Origin of the sequence: Chitinibacter sp. FCG-7 (assembly GCF_040047665.1) — a bacterium.
Lineage (GTDB): Bacteria > Pseudomonadota > Gammaproteobacteria > Burkholderiales > Chitinibacteraceae > Chitinibacter > Chitinibacter mangrovi.
Genome location: NZ_CP157355.1, coordinates 1,337,639 through 1,354,441, shown reverse-complemented (window position 1 = coordinate 1,354,441; position 16,803 = coordinate 1,337,639). Strand labels below are relative to the sequence as shown.

Below are 16,803 nucleotides of genomic sequence, written 5' to 3'. Positions count from 1 at the left end.
CCCTGCAGGGCAATACCTATTATTTGAATATATTCAGTTTGGCCGGGTACTTTGCCTGCCAGCCATTCATCGCCCGCCCGCCTTGCCACATGCTAAATAGCGAAGCGCCGATTCCCACCCACCACAGCAGGAAGGTGGTATTGAGCATCGAGGTGGCGATGAGCGCAACAATATAAAAACAACCCATCAGCATCTGGAAATTGCACGCTTCGCGCGCGTGTTGCTCGACAAAATCCGAATGTACACGGGCAAATTGCAGCACGATAAACGGCAGCGCAATCGCCACAATCGGCGCAGGCACGATGGGCAACCAGAACAGCCCCGCCAAATGCGCCAGCACGGCAAAGAATTTTTCATGTTCTTTAGGTGGCTTGGGTTTATCGTCCTGCTCTTGGTAAGCGGGTTTGGGATTTAAAATAAACATTAGCGTATCCGTTCGATGTTGACGCCGACGCCTGCCAGTTTGGTTTCGATATGTTCGTAGCCGCGGTCCAAGTGGTAGATGCGATCCACAATCGTTTCGCCGTCGGCGATCATACCGGCGATCACCAGCGAGGCTGAGGCGCGCAGATCAGTGGCCATCACCGTTGCGCCGGATAGTTTTTCAACGCCAGTCACAATCGCGCTATGGCCATCCACCTTGATCTTTGCGCCCATGCGCGCCAACTCTGGCACGTGCATAAAGCGGTTTTCAAAAATCGTTTCGGTAATCACCCCAGTACCTTCGGCAATCGAATTGAGCAGCGTGAATTGCGCTTGCATATCGGTTGGGAAGGCCGGGTATTCCAGCGTACGAATATCAACGGCTTTGGCGCGCTGTTTCATATCGAGCGAAATCCAGGTGTCACCCGTTTCGATGTAGGCACCCGCTTCGGTCAATTTATCGAGCACCGCGCCCAGAATATCTGCACGCGTGTTGCGCAGCAGGATTTTGCCCTGCGCTGCTGCGGCGGCAACGAGGAAGGTACCGGTTTCGATGCGGTCGGCGACAATTGCATGTTTTGCGCCGTGCAACTCTTTCACGCCTTCAATCGTGATGGTATCAGTGCCGTGGCCGCTGATTTTTGCGCCCATTTTGATCAGACATTCGGCCAGATCAACCACTTCAGGCTCGCGCGCGGCGTTTTCCAGAATCGTGGTGCCTTCGGCCAAGGTGGCGGCCATCAACAGGTTTTCAGTGCCGGTGACGGTGATCATGTCCGAGCGGAAACGGCAGCCTTTGAGTTTGCCGGTGGCTTTGACATAGCCATGCTCGATGACGATCTCGGCGCCCATTGCTTGCAGGCCCTTGATGTGCTGATCAATCGGGCGAGCACCAATCGCGCAGCCGCCAGGCAGGGAAACCTGCGCCTCGCCAAAACGCGCCAGCGTTGGGCCGAGCACCAGAATCGACGCGCGCATGGTTTTCACCAGCTCGTAGGGCGCGATGGTGCTGGTGATGTTGTTGGCGGTCAGCTCGTATTCGTGGACGTTATCGGTCATCACGCGCATGCCCATGCCTTGCAGCAATTTTTGCGTGGTTTTTACGTCGGCCAGCTGTGGCACATTGGTCAGATGCAAGGTATCGGCGGTCAGCAAAGACGCACACAAGATCGGCAAGGCGGCGTTTTTGGCGCCAGAAATGGTGATTTCGCCTGCGATTGGGTTGCCACCGATGATTCTGAGTTTATCCATTTGTATTTAGCCTTTTGCTCTGCGCTTGAACCCTAACAGGCTCATGCGAAAAATGTGCCGCCCGAGACGGCTTTAAGTCGATTGACAACAGTTTGCCCGCAAGGCGAGGCAAGCCAGTGCGAGAACTTTTGCTTCACTTAACGAAAATATTCCCACCAGACCCACGCACCTGCGGCGATCAGCCAGGGCAGGTTGACCAAGGCCATCAAAGGGCCGCCTGATTTGGCTTCGCGTTTGTTGGCGTCGACTTTGGCTTGCTCGATAATGGCTTTGTTTTTGGCGATGCTGCCCAGGTCAAAGCGGGGGTCGCGTGTACTCATTGCTGGCGTGCGGCCCATTCGGCGGGCGTCAGCGTGGCGCGCATTGACAGCGCATGCAGTTCGCCCGAGTCGAGATAGGATTTGAGACCATCGTTGATCACCCGATGACGGGCCAGCAATTTGAGCCCGTCAAATTGAGCCGAAACAATGGTGGCGTAGAAGTGGTGGCCGTCGCCTTCCACTTCGATATGCTCACAGGGGATGATCTGGGAAATCAGGCTTTGTACGTGTTCTGGCGTCATTATTGCTCTTGGGTACGATGGTTTAAGGCCGCTGTGCGAGCGGCTGTGTGTTGATTTCGCTGTATTTTGCCATCAGCGACGAATTTTGTAGCCCGATTTTATCAAGCTCAGGCTAATTAAGGTGAGGATTGCCAAAGTAAATCCGACAACCGCCAGCGAATGCCATGGATTGACGTCGCTGATGCCAAAAAAGCCATAGCGGAAACCGTCAATCATGTAGAAAACCGGGTTGAAATGCGACACGGTTTGCCAGAATGGCGGCAGGCTGTGTATCGAGTAAAACACGCCGGATAAAAACGTCAGCGGCATGATCAGAAAGTTCTGGAACGCGGCCAGCTGATCGAACTTTTCCGCCCAGATGCCGGCGATTAAACCCAGAATCGCCATCAGGCTGCAGCCCAGCAAGCCAAATACAATAATCCATAAGGGGTATTTGAATGGCAGTATTGAGAATACTAAGGTTGCGAGTAATACCCCTGCGCCAACAACGAAGCCCCGCGCCGCGCCAGCCAGCGTGTATGCGCCAAAAAACTCCAGATGCGAGATCGGCGGCAGCAGGATGTAAACAATATTGCCGGTGATTTTGGATTGAATCAGGCTGGAGCTGGTGTTGGCAAACGCGTTTTGCAGCATGCTCATCATCATCAAACCCGGAATCAGAAATGCCGTGTACTGCACGCCCGGATACGGCTGCACATGCGCATCAAGCACATGGGCGAAAATCAGCAGATACATCAGCGCGGTGAGCACAGGCGCGGCCACAGTCTGAAAAGCGACGCGCCAGAAGCGCAGGACTTCTTTGCGGAATAAAGTGTAAAAACCGGTCATGGTGTGTGAGGTGTAAGGGGAAAGGTGTGAGGTGGAAAACCTTTATTCCTTTAGCCCTGACAGCCTGCTCCTATAAAATGCTTAATTATTGCTTTGATTTCTTGATATGTGACGCAAACAATCTGAACGCCTCACGCCTCACGCCTCACGCCTCACGCCTCACGCCTCACGCCTCACGCCTCACGCCTCACGCCTCACGCCTCACGCCTCACGCGTGCATCATCTGTACAAAAATTTCTTCCAGATCGGGTTGTGTGATTTCCAAGTCTTTCAGCTCGATTTGCTCAATACGCAAAGCGGCCAGTATCGCATCGAGCTCTTTAATATCGGCCAGTTTGAGCTCGAAGCGGTTGTCCTGCTGCTTAATCAGCAATGACTGCAGGCTAGCGGGTAATTGCGCTGGTTTGAGCTTCAAAATCACGCTGCGTGCTGCGCCGCGTTGCATCATGGTGTTTTTGTCTTCGAGCGCAATCAGCTCGCCGCGTTTAAGCATCGCAATCCGGTTGCACAGTGTTTCGGCTTCTTCCAGATAATGCGTCGTCAGTACGATGGTATGGCCTTTTTCATTCAGGCTTTTGACAAAAGACCACAGCGTCTGGCGCAGCTCGACATCGACGCCCGCTGTGGGCTCATCCAGTACAATGACAGGGGGTTTATGCACCAAGGCCTGAGCCACCATGACGCGGCGCTTCATACCCCCAGATAGTGCACGCATATTGGTGTTGGCTTTGTCGGTCAGCCCCAGATTGTGCAAAATTTCATCAATCCACGCATCGTTGTGTTTGATGCCGAAATAGCCAGACTGAAATACCAGCGCTTCGCGCACATTAAAGAAAGGATCAAACACCAGCTCTTGCGGCACGATGCCAACGGCGCGGCGTGCTTCACGGTAGTTGGCCTGCACATCCAGCCCCATCACCTTGGTTGTGCCCCGTGTGGCGCGGGTTAATCCGGCCAGAATTGAAATCAGCGTGGTTTTCCCTGCGCCGTTGGGGCCGAGCAGGGCGAAAAAATCGCCTTGCTCGACAGCAAAGCTCACTTCTTTGAGCGCGGTGAACGCCCCGAAATCCTTGCCAACGGCGTTAAATTGAATGGCGTTCACTGGCTCTGCTCTGTATTTTCTGGGCTGGTTGCGGCTTGCTCCGCGCTACTGACCACCTCGTTGACTGTCTGGCTGACCGGCTCGGCTGTTTCGGCTGCGGCATTTTTGTCTGCCTCGTCTACCAGCTCGCTATCTGGCTCGCCCAGCGGCAATGGGTGGGGCGGGTTGCCATCGTGGATTTTGAACCAGCGACGCTGCAGATAGGTATCACGAACAAAAGCGTAGGGGTCGATCTGCTCGGCAATCGTGGCGTCAAAAGGCAGCAGGCTGGCACGGGTGTCGGTAATAAATACGCTGTAATAAGCCACCTTGCCAGCCAGCGGGTCGATATAGTCGATTGGCCCCCAAACTAGGCGAGCCAGTTTGTCGCTTGAATCACGCACTGTCAGCGGGCCATAAAATGGCACCATCAGATACGGCCCACTGGGCACGCCCCAGGCGCCCAACATCTGGCCGAAATCTTCGTCCTGCTTTTCAATCGGAACTTCGCTGGCGATATCAAGCAGGCCAGCCAGACCAAATGTGGAATTGAGCAGCACCCTAGCGGTGCTTTTGGACGCTGAAGTGCCCTTGGCTTGCAGAATGGAGGCCGGGATGGCAAACAGATCGTCAATATTGCCCATGAAATTGCCGACGGCCGTGCGCAGTGGCGACGGGATATAGTCGCTGTAGGCCACCGCAACCGGGCGCACAACGGCATCGTCCAGCGCAGTATTGAATTTGTAGACCGATCGGTTGACGTTCTCGAGCGGATCATAATTATTCTGTGGCGTAGCACAGGCTGTCAGCAAAACAGCAGAGAGCAATAGAAGGCGGCGCATGATGGCAATGCGCTTATTGGGCGCAATAGAAGTAATGGATAAATGAATTGTGTATTGCTTAGTTCTTGATTTGCAAGAGCTCTTGCACGCCATAGACGCTAATCAGTTGCTGCAGTGTCGATGGCATGGCTGCAAAGCGCAGCGCCCGTTTGGCAGCCTGCGCACGTCGCTGCCATTCGAGTAGCAAGGCGACGGCGCTGGAATCTGCGCTGCTGAGTGCTGAAAAGTCGATCTCCACGTCGCCTTGCCGGAGCAAATCGTCAATTGCACCCAGCAACTGGCCGCAGTGTTCGCTGCTGAGCAAGGCGGGGGCGTGGTAGATCGCGCTCATTATTTAGCCTGTTTGGCTGCCGCATTGCGTGCGGCCAGCTGTTTGATCAAGCCGTCAATGCCGTCTTTGCGGATCACCGAGCCGAACTGGTTGCGGTGATTATTGATAAAGCTAATGCCGTCCACGCTGATGTCGTACACTTTCCAGTCGTTTTTCTTCTCAAAACTGAAATCAAGCGGAATGGGTTTCTGGCCGGGCAAAGTCACTTCGGTGCGCACGGTTTGCTCGTCGGCATCGTTGCCAGCGCGGCTGCCCTTGATATTGATCTGGGCGTTTTTATACAGTGTCAGCGCGCTTAAATAAGTACGAACCAGCATGGCGCGAAACTCGGCGGTCAGCGCGTCCTGCTGTGCTGGTGTGGCGCTTTTCCAGTACTGACCCGTGGCCAGCGCGGTCATGCGTTTGTAGTCGGCCATCGGCGACAGGCGGGCATCGACCAGATCACGCGTTTTGGCGGCGTCTTTTTCATTTTTCTTGATGATGTCCAGCACGTCTTTGCTGGCCGAGCGGACAATCTGCTCCGGGCTTTCTGCGGCAAACAGCGCGGCGCTCACAAACAGCGTTAACATCGCAAGCAATGAATTGCGCATCAGGCGCATTGAATTGAACATATTATTGGGCTTCCTTTTCTTGGTCGGCCTGACTAAACAGGAAACGACTGATTAACTGCTCCAGCACAATCGCTGAAGACGTGATTTTAAACGTGTTGCCTGCGCTAAGGACTTTCTCGTCGGCACCCGAAGTAATGCCGATGTATTGCTCGCCCAAGAGGCCGGAGGTCAGAATCTCGGCCGAGCTGTCGCGGCTAAAGTGATAGCGGCTGTCCATATCCATGGTGACCTTGGCGACATAGCGCTCGGGGTCCAGCGTGATACTGCTCACCCGGCCGACCACGACACCTGCGCTTTTAATCGGTGCGCGTACTTTCAAGCCGCCAATATTTTCAAAATTGGCAATCAGCTGGTAAGAGCTGCCCGCAGGCAGGTTGCCCTGGCTGCTCACTTTGAGCGCCAGAAACAGCAAAGCTGCAATACCGGCTAGCGCAAACAGGCCAACCCAGAAGTCGATCATGCCGCGTTTCATTTAAACTCCCCGGAACATAAAAGCAGTCAGAATAAAATCCAGCGCCAGAATAGTCAGTGCGCTGGTTACCACAGTGCGCGTTGTCGCGCTGGAAATGCCTTCGGCGGTTGGGGGCGCATCATACCCTTCAAAAACCGCAATCAGCGAAACGGCTACGCCGAAAAAGACGCTTTTGATCACGCCATTCATCACGTCAAGCCGGAAATCAACAGCACCCTGCATTTGTGACCAGAAGCTACCCGAATCCAGCCCCAGTAATTGCACGCCGATCAGATAGCCGCCCAGAATACCCATGGCGCTGAAAATGGCGGCCAAGAGCGGCATTGAAATCACTCCGCCCCAGAAGCGCGGCGCCACAACACGGGCAATCGGGTTCACGGCCATCATTTCCATCGCCGCCAGTTGCTCGGTGGTTTTCATCAGGCCGATTTCGGCCGTAATGGCGCTACCAGCGCGGCTGGCAAACAAGAGGCCTGCGACAACCGGCCCCAGTTCACGCACCAGAGATAGTGCCACCAGAATGCCCAGCGAGCTGGAGGCGCCAAAGCGTTGCAGCGTGTCATAGCCTTGCAGTGCCAGAACCATGCCTACAAATAAGCCCGAAACCGTAATAATCAAGACCGATAAAACCCCGGCAAACCAGATCTCGCGCAAAGTCAGGTGCGGGCGCAACAAGGCAGTTGCCGAGTGGCGCAAAATCGCCAGCAGAAAGCGGCAGGCAAAGCCCAGCTTGATCAGGCTGTTGGTCAGCGGCCGCCCGAAGCGGCTAATCGATTCAACTAGAAAATTCATCTCGCTCTCAGGCAAGCCTTAAATCGTCAGCGTACGCTGGCGCGGGTTTATGAAACGGTAGCGGCCCATCGGGGCGCGCATTGATAAATTGCTGCACAAAAGGATGCTCCGACGCTCTAACTTGCGCAGGCGTGCCTTGCGCAACAATCTGCCCGTCGGCCAGGAAATACACATAATCGACAATCGCCAGCGATTCGGCGACATCGTGCGTCACGACGATTGATGCAGTACCCAGCGCGTCGTTCAGCTCACGGATCAATTGGCCAACGGTGGCCAGCGAAATTGGGTCAAGCCCGGTAAATGGCTCGTCGTACAGCATCACTTGCGGGTCAAGCGCAATCGCGCGTGCCAGCGCTACGCGCCGCGCCATGCCACCCGATAATTCCTGCGGCATTTGCTGCGCTGCGCCGCGCAAGCCGACGGCTTGCAGCTTCATTAGCACTAGATCGCGAATCATGCTCTCGGGCAGTGTGGTGCGCTCGCGCAGCGGGAAAGCCACATTGTCAAAGACCGACAAATCGGTAAACAGCGCGCCAAACTGAAACAGCATGCCCAGCTTGCGGCGCAACTGATACAGCTCGCGCTCGCCCAGCGCGCCGACATCCTGCCCGGCGACGCAGACTTTGCCGCTTTGTGCGCGGATTTGCCCGCCAATCAGCTTGAGCAGCGTGGTTTTGCCCGAGCCCGAGCCGCCCATAATGGCGACCAGCTGCCCTGCTTCTATCTGCAGTGAAACATCGCGCAAAATCGGTGTGTCGCCGTAAGCAAAGCTGACATTCTGAAAATCAATTAATGGCATGGGCAAATTTTAAAAGAAAGCAGGTTGGCGAAGAAAGACTCACACGCACGTTTTTGCTGCATTGCACCGGCGATTTTACTGTATTTCGGCGTATGTACTGCGGTGATTTTGCCTACACATGGCATCTGTCTGTTTGATGGTGTGGGTATATTTCTGTAGCTGTTTATTGGTCTTGCCTACAGGGCTATACCCCTTTAAATATCTGCTGGGCTGTGCAATTTTACCGGTGAAAGGCTAGTTTTTTGCCTAGATCAGACTTTCATTGTTGGTAATTAAAAATCTCTTATCTAGAATGGTTTTTAACTTACTAGTAATAAACAAAAAATGAAAGAATATCTCTGGCCTATTTTGCTGCTATGCAGCCTGAGTGCATGCATGGCGACGCGCAAGCCTGCCGATCCCGAGGGGCGGCATGTGCAGGCGGCTGCGCCAGCGAATCCGGCCATTCCCAAGCCCGTCGAGCTGATTCCCTATCTACCCAAGCCCGGCAGCAGCCCTAAGCTGGAAGCCTATAGTATTGTGGTCAGCCAGTTGCCGGTTAATCGCCTGCTGTTTGCGCTGGCTCGCGATGCCCAAATCAATGTCGACGTTCACCCGCAAGTGCAGGGGCTGGTGACCTTGAACGCCATCAATCAGACGCTGCCGCAAATTCTGGACCGGCTGGCCAGCCAGCTTGATCTGCGCTGGACGCTGGAGCAGGGCGTACTGACGGTACGGCCGGATCAGCCTTATTTCAAAACATACCGGATTGATTATTTCAATTTATCCCGCACGATGAAATCGAGTGTGGCGGTGTTTAACTCGGTGGCCAGCTCGTCCCGAATCGAGGCCGGCGCAACGGCGCGCAATAGTTCGAGCACCGCAATCGAGAGTGAAAACCTGAACCAGTTCTGGCGTCGGCTGGAGGGCAATCTGAAAGACATGCTGGGGATTAGGGAGGGTTCGCCCACAGGGGCGGCCAATTCACCGATGGTGGGCGCGATTGCCCAGCAAGTGGCGCATTCGCTCAATGGCGGCGGCAATGACCCGAAGGCGGCGCTGGCTCTGGCCGATGGTTTGGCCAAAGTCGATAAAACGCTGGCCCAGACCGAGAAAACCCGGCAGGGCATCACGCCGCAGCTCTTGCTGGCAGCAAGCCCACCGCTTGCGTCGGGCAATCTGGTGGTGATGAATCCGGAAAGCGGCACCATCAGCATTCGCGCCAGTCACAAGGATCAGCTTAAAGTGGCCGAATTTCTGGCGGCAGTACAAAGCTCGGCGCAGCGGCAAGTGATGATTGAGGCGACGATCGTCGAGGTGGCGCTGGGTGATCAGTATCAGGCTGGCGTTGATTGGTCAAAGATCGCCTCCGGGCAGGGCTGGAGTCTGGGGCAAAGTCTGCTGGGCGCTAATTTGGCCACCGCCCCGGCTGCTGTGGTGTCGTATACCAGCAATCAGTTTGCGGCCACGATCAGGCTGCTGGAGCAATTTGGCCGTACCCGCGTGCTATCGAGCCCGAAAATCATTGCGCTCAATAACCAGACGGCGGTGATGAAAGTGGTTGAAGAGCAGGTGTATTTCACGCTTGCGCTCGACGAAGATAAAAACGCCGACGGCGTGGTCACTGGCCGAACCTATACCTCGACGCTGCATACCGTGCCGGTCGGGCTGGTGATGCAGGTGACGCCACAGGTCTCGCAGGCGGGAGCGATTTCAATGAATGTGCGCCCGACGATTACCAATATCAGCCGCTATGTCGAAGACCCGGCGGTGGCGCTGATTGCGGCAGATTCGGGCAAAAGTGTGCAGAGCCTGATTCCGGTGCTGCAGGTGCGCGAATTTGACTCCACGCTCAAAATCGCCAGTGGCCAGTCTGCCGTGCTCGGTGGCCTGATTCAGGATAAGCAGAACAATACGCGCCAGGGCTTGCCCGGTGTTTCGCGCTTACCGGTGATCGGCGATGTGTTTAGCTACCGGGATGACAAAGTGAGCAAAATCGAGCTGGTTGTATTTCTGCGCCCGCTGCTGGTGGGCGAGCAAGGCGTGAATGGCGAGCAGGCGGCGTATCGGCAATGGCTGCCCGATCAAGACTTCTTTGCTTCGCCGGGCGATCATGCCTTGTCGGCGTTTCAGTCTGGGCAGATTCCTGTGCAAGCTCCTTTACAGATTCCTGAGAAGAAGGAGGCGCAGGAATGAATCGGAGTGCGCCGATCAATGCCTTGCGACGCGCGCTCGGTAGCGACGGTGCGGCTGAATCAGCAATGCCCAGCCGTATCGAGCCATCTCTGGTTGGCGGTGAGCCTGTGGCCACTGTGACTACCGTCGCCAACGATATTCCGGCGGCCACGCCAGTGCCCGGCACGGTTTGGCCACCGGCTGGCGCATCGTCAACCCCGCGCGGATCGTTGCGTCTGGCGGCGGTGGGTTTGAGTGGCGCGCTCTTTGTGCTGGTGTTGCTGCTCTGGCTGGCTTGGCGCTATCAGCAGCGGATCTGGCCAGCCTTGCCCGCGCCTGTTGTTCAGGCTCAGCCATCGCACTTGCCCACGCCGAGTACAGTGCATCGTAGTGTTAGCCAGAGTAGCTCACCCATTTTGGCTGAGGAGTATAGGCTTGAAGATCAATTACAGATTGATGTTGCGGGCAATACCTCTAATGACGAATTGAAAGGAAAGACACAGGAGCTGCCCTTGGCTGCTGTGCCTGCCGAGGGTGACGATCCTTCAGCCGAGCCGGTGCGGCTGATTGCCAGCCGGAATCAGACGCCTGCCGCGCTATTGCAGGCCTGGGGCGATTTTCAGTCGGGCGAGCTGGCTCAGGCTGAAACCCGCTACCGGCAGATTCTGGCTAGCCAGCCAAATCAGCGCGATGCTTTGCTGGGGCTGGCTGCGATCGCGCTGCAACAGGGGCAACGGGGACGGGCGGCGGGGATTTACCAATATTTGCTGCAGCTGAACCCGCAGGATGCCGAAGTGGCCGCGGCACAGCTGGCGCTGGAGTCGGCCACTGACGCTATTAAAGCCAATGCCGCAGAAGCCGACTGGCTGCAGGCGGCACAAGCCCGGCCTTTTCTGCTGGGCCAGTATTACGCTGCCCGGCAGCGCTGGCAGGAGGCGCAAACGCAGTATTTTCTGGCCTGGAGCGAGCAGCCCGATCACCCCGATCTGGCCTACAACCTGGCGATTAGTCTGGATCATTTGCGCCAGAGCGCACTGGCGGCCGAGTTTTATCAGAAAGCACTGACGCTGGCGGCGCAACGCAAGGCGCAATTCGAACCTGCTGCCGTGCGCGTGCGGCTGGCTCGCCTGCAGGAGGATGCCGATGGCCGGGCAGAATAAACAATTACTGGGGCAGCAGCTGATTGCCCAAGGTCTGATTACCGAAGATCAGCTGCGCATCGCGCTACTCGAGCAAAAGCAATCGGGCTTGCTGCTGGGCAAAATACTGGTTTTGCTCGGCTTTATGTCCGAGCGCGTGCTTCAGGAGGCATTGGCAGAAAAGCTTGGGCACGAGACCGCCGATCTGGTGCGCATGATCGCCGACCCACAAGCCATTCGCCTGATTCCTAAGGAGCTGGCCAAGCGTTTGCTGGTGCTGCCGCTGGGTTTGAATGCGCACACGCAGCAGCTGACGGTGGCGATGGCCAACCCGGATAATCTGCTGGCGCTGGATCAGCTACGGATGCAGATTAAAGATCAATACCAGATTGTGCCGCTGCTGGCTGCCGAGTCGGACATCACGCACGCGATCAATCAGTACTATGGTTTCGAGTTGTCGATTGATGGCATTTTGCATGAGATTGAAACCGGGGAAATCGACTACGCCAGCCAGAGCCTGAGTGCGGGCGAGTACAGCCAGCCGGTAGTGCGCCTGATCGATGCCCTGCTGGCCGATGCTGCGACGCGGGGTGCATCGGATGTGCATTTCGAGCCCGAGCAATCGTTTGTGCGGATTCGCTACCGGATCGACGGCGTATTGAGGCAGGTGCGTTCATTGCACAAAACCTATTGGCCGGCGATGGTGGTGCGGCTCAAAGTGCTGGCCAGCATGAATATTGCCGAAACCCGTGCCCCACAGGATGGCCGGATGTCGCTAATGCTGTCCGGGCGCAGCCTGGATTTTCGCGTTTCGGCGCATCCGACAACGTGGGGTGAAAATATGGTGCTGCGTATTCTGGATCGTCAGCAAGGGCTGGTGCCGCTGGCTTCGCTGGGCATCAGCGCTGCCAATCTGGCCTTGCTGCAGCTGATGATTGCCAGGCCGGAAGGCATTATTTTGCTCACCGGCCCCACCGGATCGGGCAAAACAACGACGCTGTATTCGATACTGAATCAGATCAATTCGCTTGATCTGAATATCATGACGCTGGAAGACCCGGTGGAATATCCGCTGCCTATGGTGCGGCAGACCTCGATTAATGACAGCAGCAAGCTGGATTTTGTGAATGGTATCCGCTCCATACTGCGTCAGGACCCGGATGTGATTCTGATCGGCGAAATCCGCGATCACGCCAGCGCCGAAATGGCTTTTCGCGCCGCCATGACCGGGCATCAGGTGTATGCCACCCTGCATACCGGCTCGGCGCTCGGTGTTTTGCCGCGTTTGCTGGATATGGGCGTGCTGCCTGATGTGCTGTGCGGCAATATCATCGGGATGATCGCGCAGCGGCTGGTGCGCATTTTGTGCCCGCATTGCAAAGAGGCCTACGAGGCCGACGCGTTCGAGCAAACCCTGTTGGGCCTGAGCTCCGATGCACCACGCACGCTTTACCGCGCCAGCGGCTGCCCTCAATGCGAGCATCAGGGCTATCAGGGCCGAACCATGGTGATGGAGCTGCTAAAAACCGATAGCGAACTCGACGAGCTGATTGCCAGGCGAGCCACGGCGCACGAGCTGAGGCAAATGGCCCAGCGCAAGGGCTTTGTACCGCTGGCAGACGACGCCTGTCGTCTGGTGCGTTCGGGCCTGACTTCGCTCGATGAAATTGGCCGAGTGGTCGATCTGACCGATAGGGTGCACTAAAGATGCGCTACCGTTACCGGGCTGTCGATCAGCAAGGCACCATCCGGCGCGGCGTCTTGCCCGCTGCGCATCTGGCCGATCTTGAGCAGCGGCTGTCAAAGCTGGCCTTAACACTGATCGACGCACGTGAAGAAAACGTCAGCGCCAGTTCTAGTACGAGCCGAATCAGCCGCCGTGAATTGATCAACTTCTGTTTTCATCTGGAGCAGCTCACCCGCGCCGGTGTGCCGCTGCTCGAAGGGCTGGGTGACTTGCGCGATAGCCACGAGCAGCCCCATGTCCGCGCCTTGCTGGCGGTGCTGATAGAAGACATTGCAGGCGGCAAGCTGCTGTCGCAAGCGCTGCGCGCCCATCCGGCGGTGTTTGATCCGGTTTTTGTCAATCTGGTGCAGGCGGGCGAGCTCAGTGGCGAGCTGCCTGCCGTGCTCAAACGTCTGGCCGACTCGATCAAATGGCAGGATGAACTGATCGTACAGACCCGCCGCATCCTAATGTATCCGGCTTTTGTGGCGGTGCTGGTGCTGGCTGTGCTGTGTTTTCTGCTGGTGTATCTGGTGCCGCAATTGCTGCAGTTTATGCAGGCGATGCAACAGCAGATTCCGCCCAGCACGCAGCTTTTGCTGTGGCTATCGGGGCTGCTGACCCATTTTGGCGTGCCGATGCTATTTATGTTGGCGTTGATCGTGCTCGGATTGCGTTGGCGCTGGCGGGTGGATATGCGGCTTCGCTTTTTGCTGGATGGCTGGCTGCTGCGTCTGCCTGCGGTAGGTAGCATCGTGAACCGAATTTTGCTGGCGCGTTTTGCCAATGTGCTGGCGCTATTGTACGGCGCGGGTATTCCGGTGCTTGATGCCATCGGCATGACCCGGGGTGTGATCAATAACCGGGTGCTGGCCGAGGCCTTGCTGCAAGTTGAAAGCCGGATCAATGACGGGCAGGGCTTGTCGGCCAGCTTTGCGCAGACCGGCCTGTTTCCGCCGTTGGTCCTCAGAATGCTGCGCGTCGGCGAAGGCTCGGGGCAGCTGGATGAGGCCCTGCGGAATGTGGCCTACTTTTATGAGCGCGACATCAGGGACGCCATCGCCCGGGTGCATGCCCTGCTCGAACCGGTGATGACTGTGCTGCTGGGGCTGGCTCTGGCGTGGATTATGTCGGCGGTGCTCGGCCCTATTTTTGACGCGATGAGCCAGCTGCGATGAAAACCATTGTCCTGTTTCTAACGCATGAAGTGGTGTCAGCCTATGGCTGGAGCGAGCAGAGCGCGCTGCCACTGGCATTTTTTCCGCACAATGAGCTGGGTATTAGCGATTTTCGCGAATGGATTATCCGTCACGCCAGCCTGAGCTACTGCATTGTGACCGATCTGGTTGAGGAAGATTTTCAGCATGAAATAATCCCGCATCTGTCGGGCAAGGATCAGCGTACGCTGTGCGAGCGCAAGCTGGCCCAGCATTTTCGCGCCACGCCATATCGCCGCGCCAGCGTTCACTCAGCCGCACGGCGTGGCGGGCAGGATAGTCTGCAGCTTTCGGCGCTGACTCAATCTGATGCGTTGGAGCGGATTCTGGCCGATCTGGCCGTGGTCAAAGCCGCTGTGGTCGGTGTGTATTCGGTGGCCTTGCTGACGCAAATCATGCTCTCGCAGCTCAACCCCGGCCAGCCTTGCGCGCTGGTAATGTCGTGTAATGCGCCGGGCCAGCTCAGGCAGAGCTATTTCACGCCCGAAGGGCTGCGTTTTTCCCGATTGGCGACTTTTCGCGCGCAGCAAGACACGCACGCAAACCGAATGGCGGGCGAAATTATCCGCGCACGGCAATATCTGATGACGCTGCATCTGCTCAGGCACGACGAAACGCTGCATATTCTGGCTTTTTTTGACGCAGCCCTCGCGCCTATGCACGCCGAAGTGTTGCTGGCGCTGGGCGATGTGGCCGAGCTGGTGCAGATCAATATGCAGGCCAACATCAGCGATCTGGCGGTGCGGCTGGGGCTACCCAAAACCTGTCATCACTGGTGCGACCTGCTGGTGGCCATGCTGGTGGTGCGTGGCGTACCCAATCAGTATGCGCCTGCTCGCGTGATGAAATACCATCAACTTAATATACTGGGTAGGCGTGTATTGCTGGGGGCTATAGCTGGATTGGTCTGCGCATGCATACTGGTATTAACTTTGGTCTGGCAGGTATTTGATGGCCACCGGCAGCTGGCCTTGGGCCAGCAGGTCGGGCAAGCGCTTGAGCAGCAACGCCAACAACTGGCACGCAGTCTGGTGCAATCGCCGCTTTCCGCCGCCGAAGCTGGGCAGCTAGAGCAGGTGATGCAACTGCAGCGCGATCATCTGCAATCTGCGCCCAGGTTTGAGCCCACCTTGCGGCGCTTGAGCCACGTCTTGCAAGCGCTGCCGGGCTTGTCGATCAGCGAAGTACGCTGGTTGACGGGTCAATATGGGGCGCAGGCACAGGGCGAAAATGCTGAGCCAAACTCTCCCGATCCAGTGGCGTGGCGAGATCAAACCTTATTGATCAGTGGCCAAGTGCAGAACCGGCTGGCTTATCGGGCCGCCATCGCCGAGGTTGAGGCGCTGGTGCAAGCTCTGCAGCGCTGGCCGGATGCGACTGTTTCCGTCGAGCAATGGCCGCTTGATACTAGCCCGGCAGCCAGTGTGCAGCCTGCCGCTGCCAAGCAAGGCGGGGGACGCGAGATGAAGCCGGATTTCATCATCCGCGTGCAGCTGGTTTTCAAAGCAGGTGTAAGCAAGGAGGGCGCTTGATGCGAGGCGATTGGCGCAATTGGGATCTCACCTGGCAAGACTTACGCCTGATCGGGCCGCAACTGCTGTGGGCTGCGGCGGCCATTGTGCTGGCTTTGGCTTTACTGTTGTCGAGCTGGTTTGTTTTTGCGCGTGTCCATCAAAGCATGGCCAAGCAAAGCGCGCAGATCAATCAGCAGCGGCAATTGTTCACGCAAGAGCAGCAGCAATGGCAGACGGTGCGGCAGTACCAGCAGCCCTATCTGCATTTGCAGCAAATGCGCGTGTTGGGCTCCGAGCACCGGCTGGACTGGATCGAGGCGCTGGAGCAGTTGCGTCAGCAGCAAGCGCACTGGCAGCTCGACTACGCGTTTGCGCCGCAAAGGCAGCTTGGCGCGCCGGTGGCAGACGGGCAGAGTGCTGTACTAGCGAGCAAAATGACAGTGAGTTGGCGCGCTGGCAGCGAGTGGGATTTAAGCCAGTTTGAGCGCTGGCTGACCCGCTTGCCCGGCATGGCGGTGGCGCGGCAGTGCCGCTTTGCCCGCGCTGGTGCTTCTGCTGCGAATACTGCCAGCGGGGTCGCCGTTGAATGTCACTACGACTGGCTGAGCATTGGCCTTCACAAGGCATCATGATGAAAAAGCGGATTTTGCTGGGCTTGGTCTCGCTGCTTGCTTTGATGATGCTGGCCATTAATGTGCAAGCGGACGATTGGGGTACTTTGTTTTTCAGCCAGAGTGAACGCGCCCAGCTGCGTGCGCAAAGCAAAACGGCCTCGCCGGCCAGCGCAGTCAGCACTGCGCCCGTATTGAATCCGTCGCCTGATTTTTACAATGGCTATTTGCAGGGGCCGCGCCAGCAGACGCATTGGGTTGACGGCCAGAGCGCGCCAAAACCGCGCCAATTACGCCCCGGCGAGCGTGCTGTGCAGGATTAATCCCCGCGCTTTCTTATTCCCTTCAACTGGTCTGTCATGGTTATGTGCGCAGAAATCCTCGATTAGCCCACGCTGATGCATGAATACTGTTACAGGCAATTGAATTGAAAAGCGTAAAATGCGCAGC

The 16,803-nt window shown here is 56.8% G+C and carries 19 protein-coding genes; 7 read left to right on the top strand and 12 right to left on the bottom strand.

Going from position 1 to position 16,803, the window contains the following annotated elements; all coding sequences use genetic code 11:
- Positions 1–19: 19 nt before the first annotated feature.
- The 12 genes from ABHF33_RS06280 to ABHF33_RS06225 all read right to left on the bottom strand — a co-directional run bounded on the left by ABHF33_RS06280 (position 20) and on the right by ABHF33_RS06225 (position 7,992).
- Entirely contained in the window at positions 20–424 is a 405-nt protein-coding gene (locus ABHF33_RS06280) for a DUF4870 domain-containing protein (protein ID WP_348946111.1), read from the bottom strand.
- Positions 424–1,674 carry a UDP-N-acetylglucosamine 1-carboxyvinyltransferase gene (gene murA / locus ABHF33_RS06275; protein WP_348946110.1) on the bottom strand — a complete coding sequence of 417 codons (1,251 nt, stop codon included), beginning with the start codon at positions 1,672–1,674 and terminating at the stop codon, positions 424–426. The genes ABHF33_RS06280 and murA overlap by 1 nt, the downstream gene beginning before the upstream one ends.
- A 137-nt stretch (positions 1,675–1,811) precedes the next feature.
- Positions 1,812–1,994: a hypothetical protein gene (locus ABHF33_RS06270; protein ID WP_348946109.1), complete on the bottom strand. Its 183-nt coding sequence runs from the start codon at positions 1,992–1,994 to the stop codon at positions 1,812–1,814.
- Positions 1,991–2,239: a BolA family protein gene (locus tag ABHF33_RS06265; RefSeq protein WP_157670720.1), complete on the bottom strand. Its 249-nt coding sequence runs from the start codon at positions 2,237–2,239 to the stop codon at positions 1,991–1,993. The genes ABHF33_RS06270 and ABHF33_RS06265 overlap by 4 nt, the downstream gene beginning before the upstream one ends.
- A gap of 69 nt (positions 2,240–2,308) precedes the next feature.
- Positions 2,309–3,064, bottom strand: a complete 756-nt coding sequence (locus tag ABHF33_RS06260; RefSeq protein ID WP_348946108.1) for an ABC transporter permease — start codon at positions 3,062–3,064, stop codon at positions 2,309–2,311.
- A gap of 208 nt (positions 3,065–3,272) precedes the next feature.
- Positions 3,273–4,166, bottom strand: coding sequence for an ABC transporter ATP-binding protein (locus ABHF33_RS06255; RefSeq protein ID WP_348946107.1), 894 nt, complete (start codon positions 4,164–4,166; stop codon positions 3,273–3,275).
- On the bottom strand, positions 4,163–4,987 hold the full coding sequence (locus tag ABHF33_RS06250) for an MlaA family lipoprotein (RefSeq protein ID WP_348946106.1): 825 nt from the start codon (positions 4,985–4,987) through the stop codon (positions 4,163–4,165). Before ABHF33_RS06250 ends, ABHF33_RS06255 begins: the two co-directional genes overlap by 4 nt.
- 58 nt (positions 4,988–5,045) lie before the next feature.
- Positions 5,046–5,318 (bottom strand): STAS domain-containing protein, encoded by a 273-nt coding sequence (locus tag ABHF33_RS06245; RefSeq protein ID WP_348946105.1) that lies wholly within the window; start codon positions 5,316–5,318, stop codon positions 5,046–5,048.
- Positions 5,318–5,929, bottom strand: coding sequence for an MlaC/ttg2D family ABC transporter substrate-binding protein (locus tag ABHF33_RS06240; RefSeq protein WP_348946104.1), 612 nt, complete (start codon positions 5,927–5,929; stop codon positions 5,318–5,320). The genes ABHF33_RS06245 and ABHF33_RS06240 overlap by 1 nt, the downstream gene beginning before the upstream one ends.
- 1 nt (position 5,930) lies before the next feature.
- Positions 5,931–6,401 (bottom strand): outer membrane lipid asymmetry maintenance protein MlaD, encoded by a 471-nt coding sequence (mlaD, locus tag ABHF33_RS06235; protein WP_348946103.1) that lies wholly within the window; start codon positions 6,399–6,401, stop codon positions 5,931–5,933.
- Positions 6,402–7,193, bottom strand: a complete 792-nt coding sequence (mlaE, locus tag ABHF33_RS06230) for a lipid asymmetry maintenance ABC transporter permease subunit MlaE (protein ID WP_348946102.1) — start codon at positions 7,191–7,193, stop codon at positions 6,402–6,404. It abuts the gene before it with no gap.
- A gap of 7 nt (positions 7,194–7,200) precedes the next feature.
- Positions 7,201–7,992 (bottom strand): ABC transporter ATP-binding protein, encoded by a 792-nt coding sequence (locus ABHF33_RS06225; RefSeq protein ID WP_348946101.1) that lies wholly within the window; start codon positions 7,990–7,992, stop codon positions 7,201–7,203.
- A 324-nt stretch (positions 7,993–8,316) separates the two neighbouring features.
- Between ABHF33_RS06225 and ABHF33_RS06220 the strand changes: the two genes are divergently transcribed.
- The 7 genes from ABHF33_RS06220 to ABHF33_RS06190 are packed head-to-tail and all read left to right on the top strand — an operon-like array spanning position 8,317 to position 16,676.
- Entirely contained in the window at positions 8,317–10,167 is a 1,851-nt protein-coding gene (locus ABHF33_RS06220) for a hypothetical protein (protein WP_348946100.1), read from the top strand.
- Positions 10,164–11,306: a tetratricopeptide repeat protein gene (locus ABHF33_RS06215; protein WP_348946099.1), complete on the top strand. Its 1,143-nt coding sequence runs from the start codon at positions 10,164–10,166 to the stop codon at positions 11,304–11,306. The genes ABHF33_RS06220 and ABHF33_RS06215 overlap by 4 nt, the downstream gene beginning before the upstream one ends.
- The gene (locus tag ABHF33_RS06210; protein ID WP_348946098.1) at positions 11,290–12,990 is read left to right on the top strand and encodes a GspE/PulE family protein; all 1,701 of its coding nucleotides are present in this window, start codon (positions 11,290–11,292) and stop codon (positions 12,988–12,990) included. Before ABHF33_RS06215 ends, ABHF33_RS06210 begins: the two co-directional genes overlap by 17 nt.
- 2 nt (positions 12,991–12,992) lie before the next feature.
- Positions 12,993–14,189, top strand: coding sequence for a type II secretion system F family protein (locus ABHF33_RS06205; protein WP_348946097.1), 1,197 nt, complete (start codon positions 12,993–12,995; stop codon positions 14,187–14,189).
- Positions 14,186–15,760, top strand: a complete 1,575-nt coding sequence (locus tag ABHF33_RS06200; RefSeq protein ID WP_348946096.1) for a hypothetical protein — start codon at positions 14,186–14,188, stop codon at positions 15,758–15,760. The genes ABHF33_RS06205 and ABHF33_RS06200 overlap by 4 nt, the downstream gene beginning before the upstream one ends.
- Positions 15,760–16,374: a hypothetical protein gene (locus ABHF33_RS06195; protein ID WP_348946095.1), complete on the top strand. Its 615-nt coding sequence runs from the start codon at positions 15,760–15,762 to the stop codon at positions 16,372–16,374. Before ABHF33_RS06200 ends, ABHF33_RS06195 begins: the two co-directional genes overlap by 1 nt.
- Entirely contained in the window at positions 16,371–16,676 is a 306-nt protein-coding gene (locus ABHF33_RS06190; protein ID WP_348946094.1) for a hypothetical protein, read from the top strand. Before ABHF33_RS06195 ends, ABHF33_RS06190 begins: the two co-directional genes overlap by 4 nt.
- Positions 16,677–16,803 lie beyond the last annotated feature (127 nt).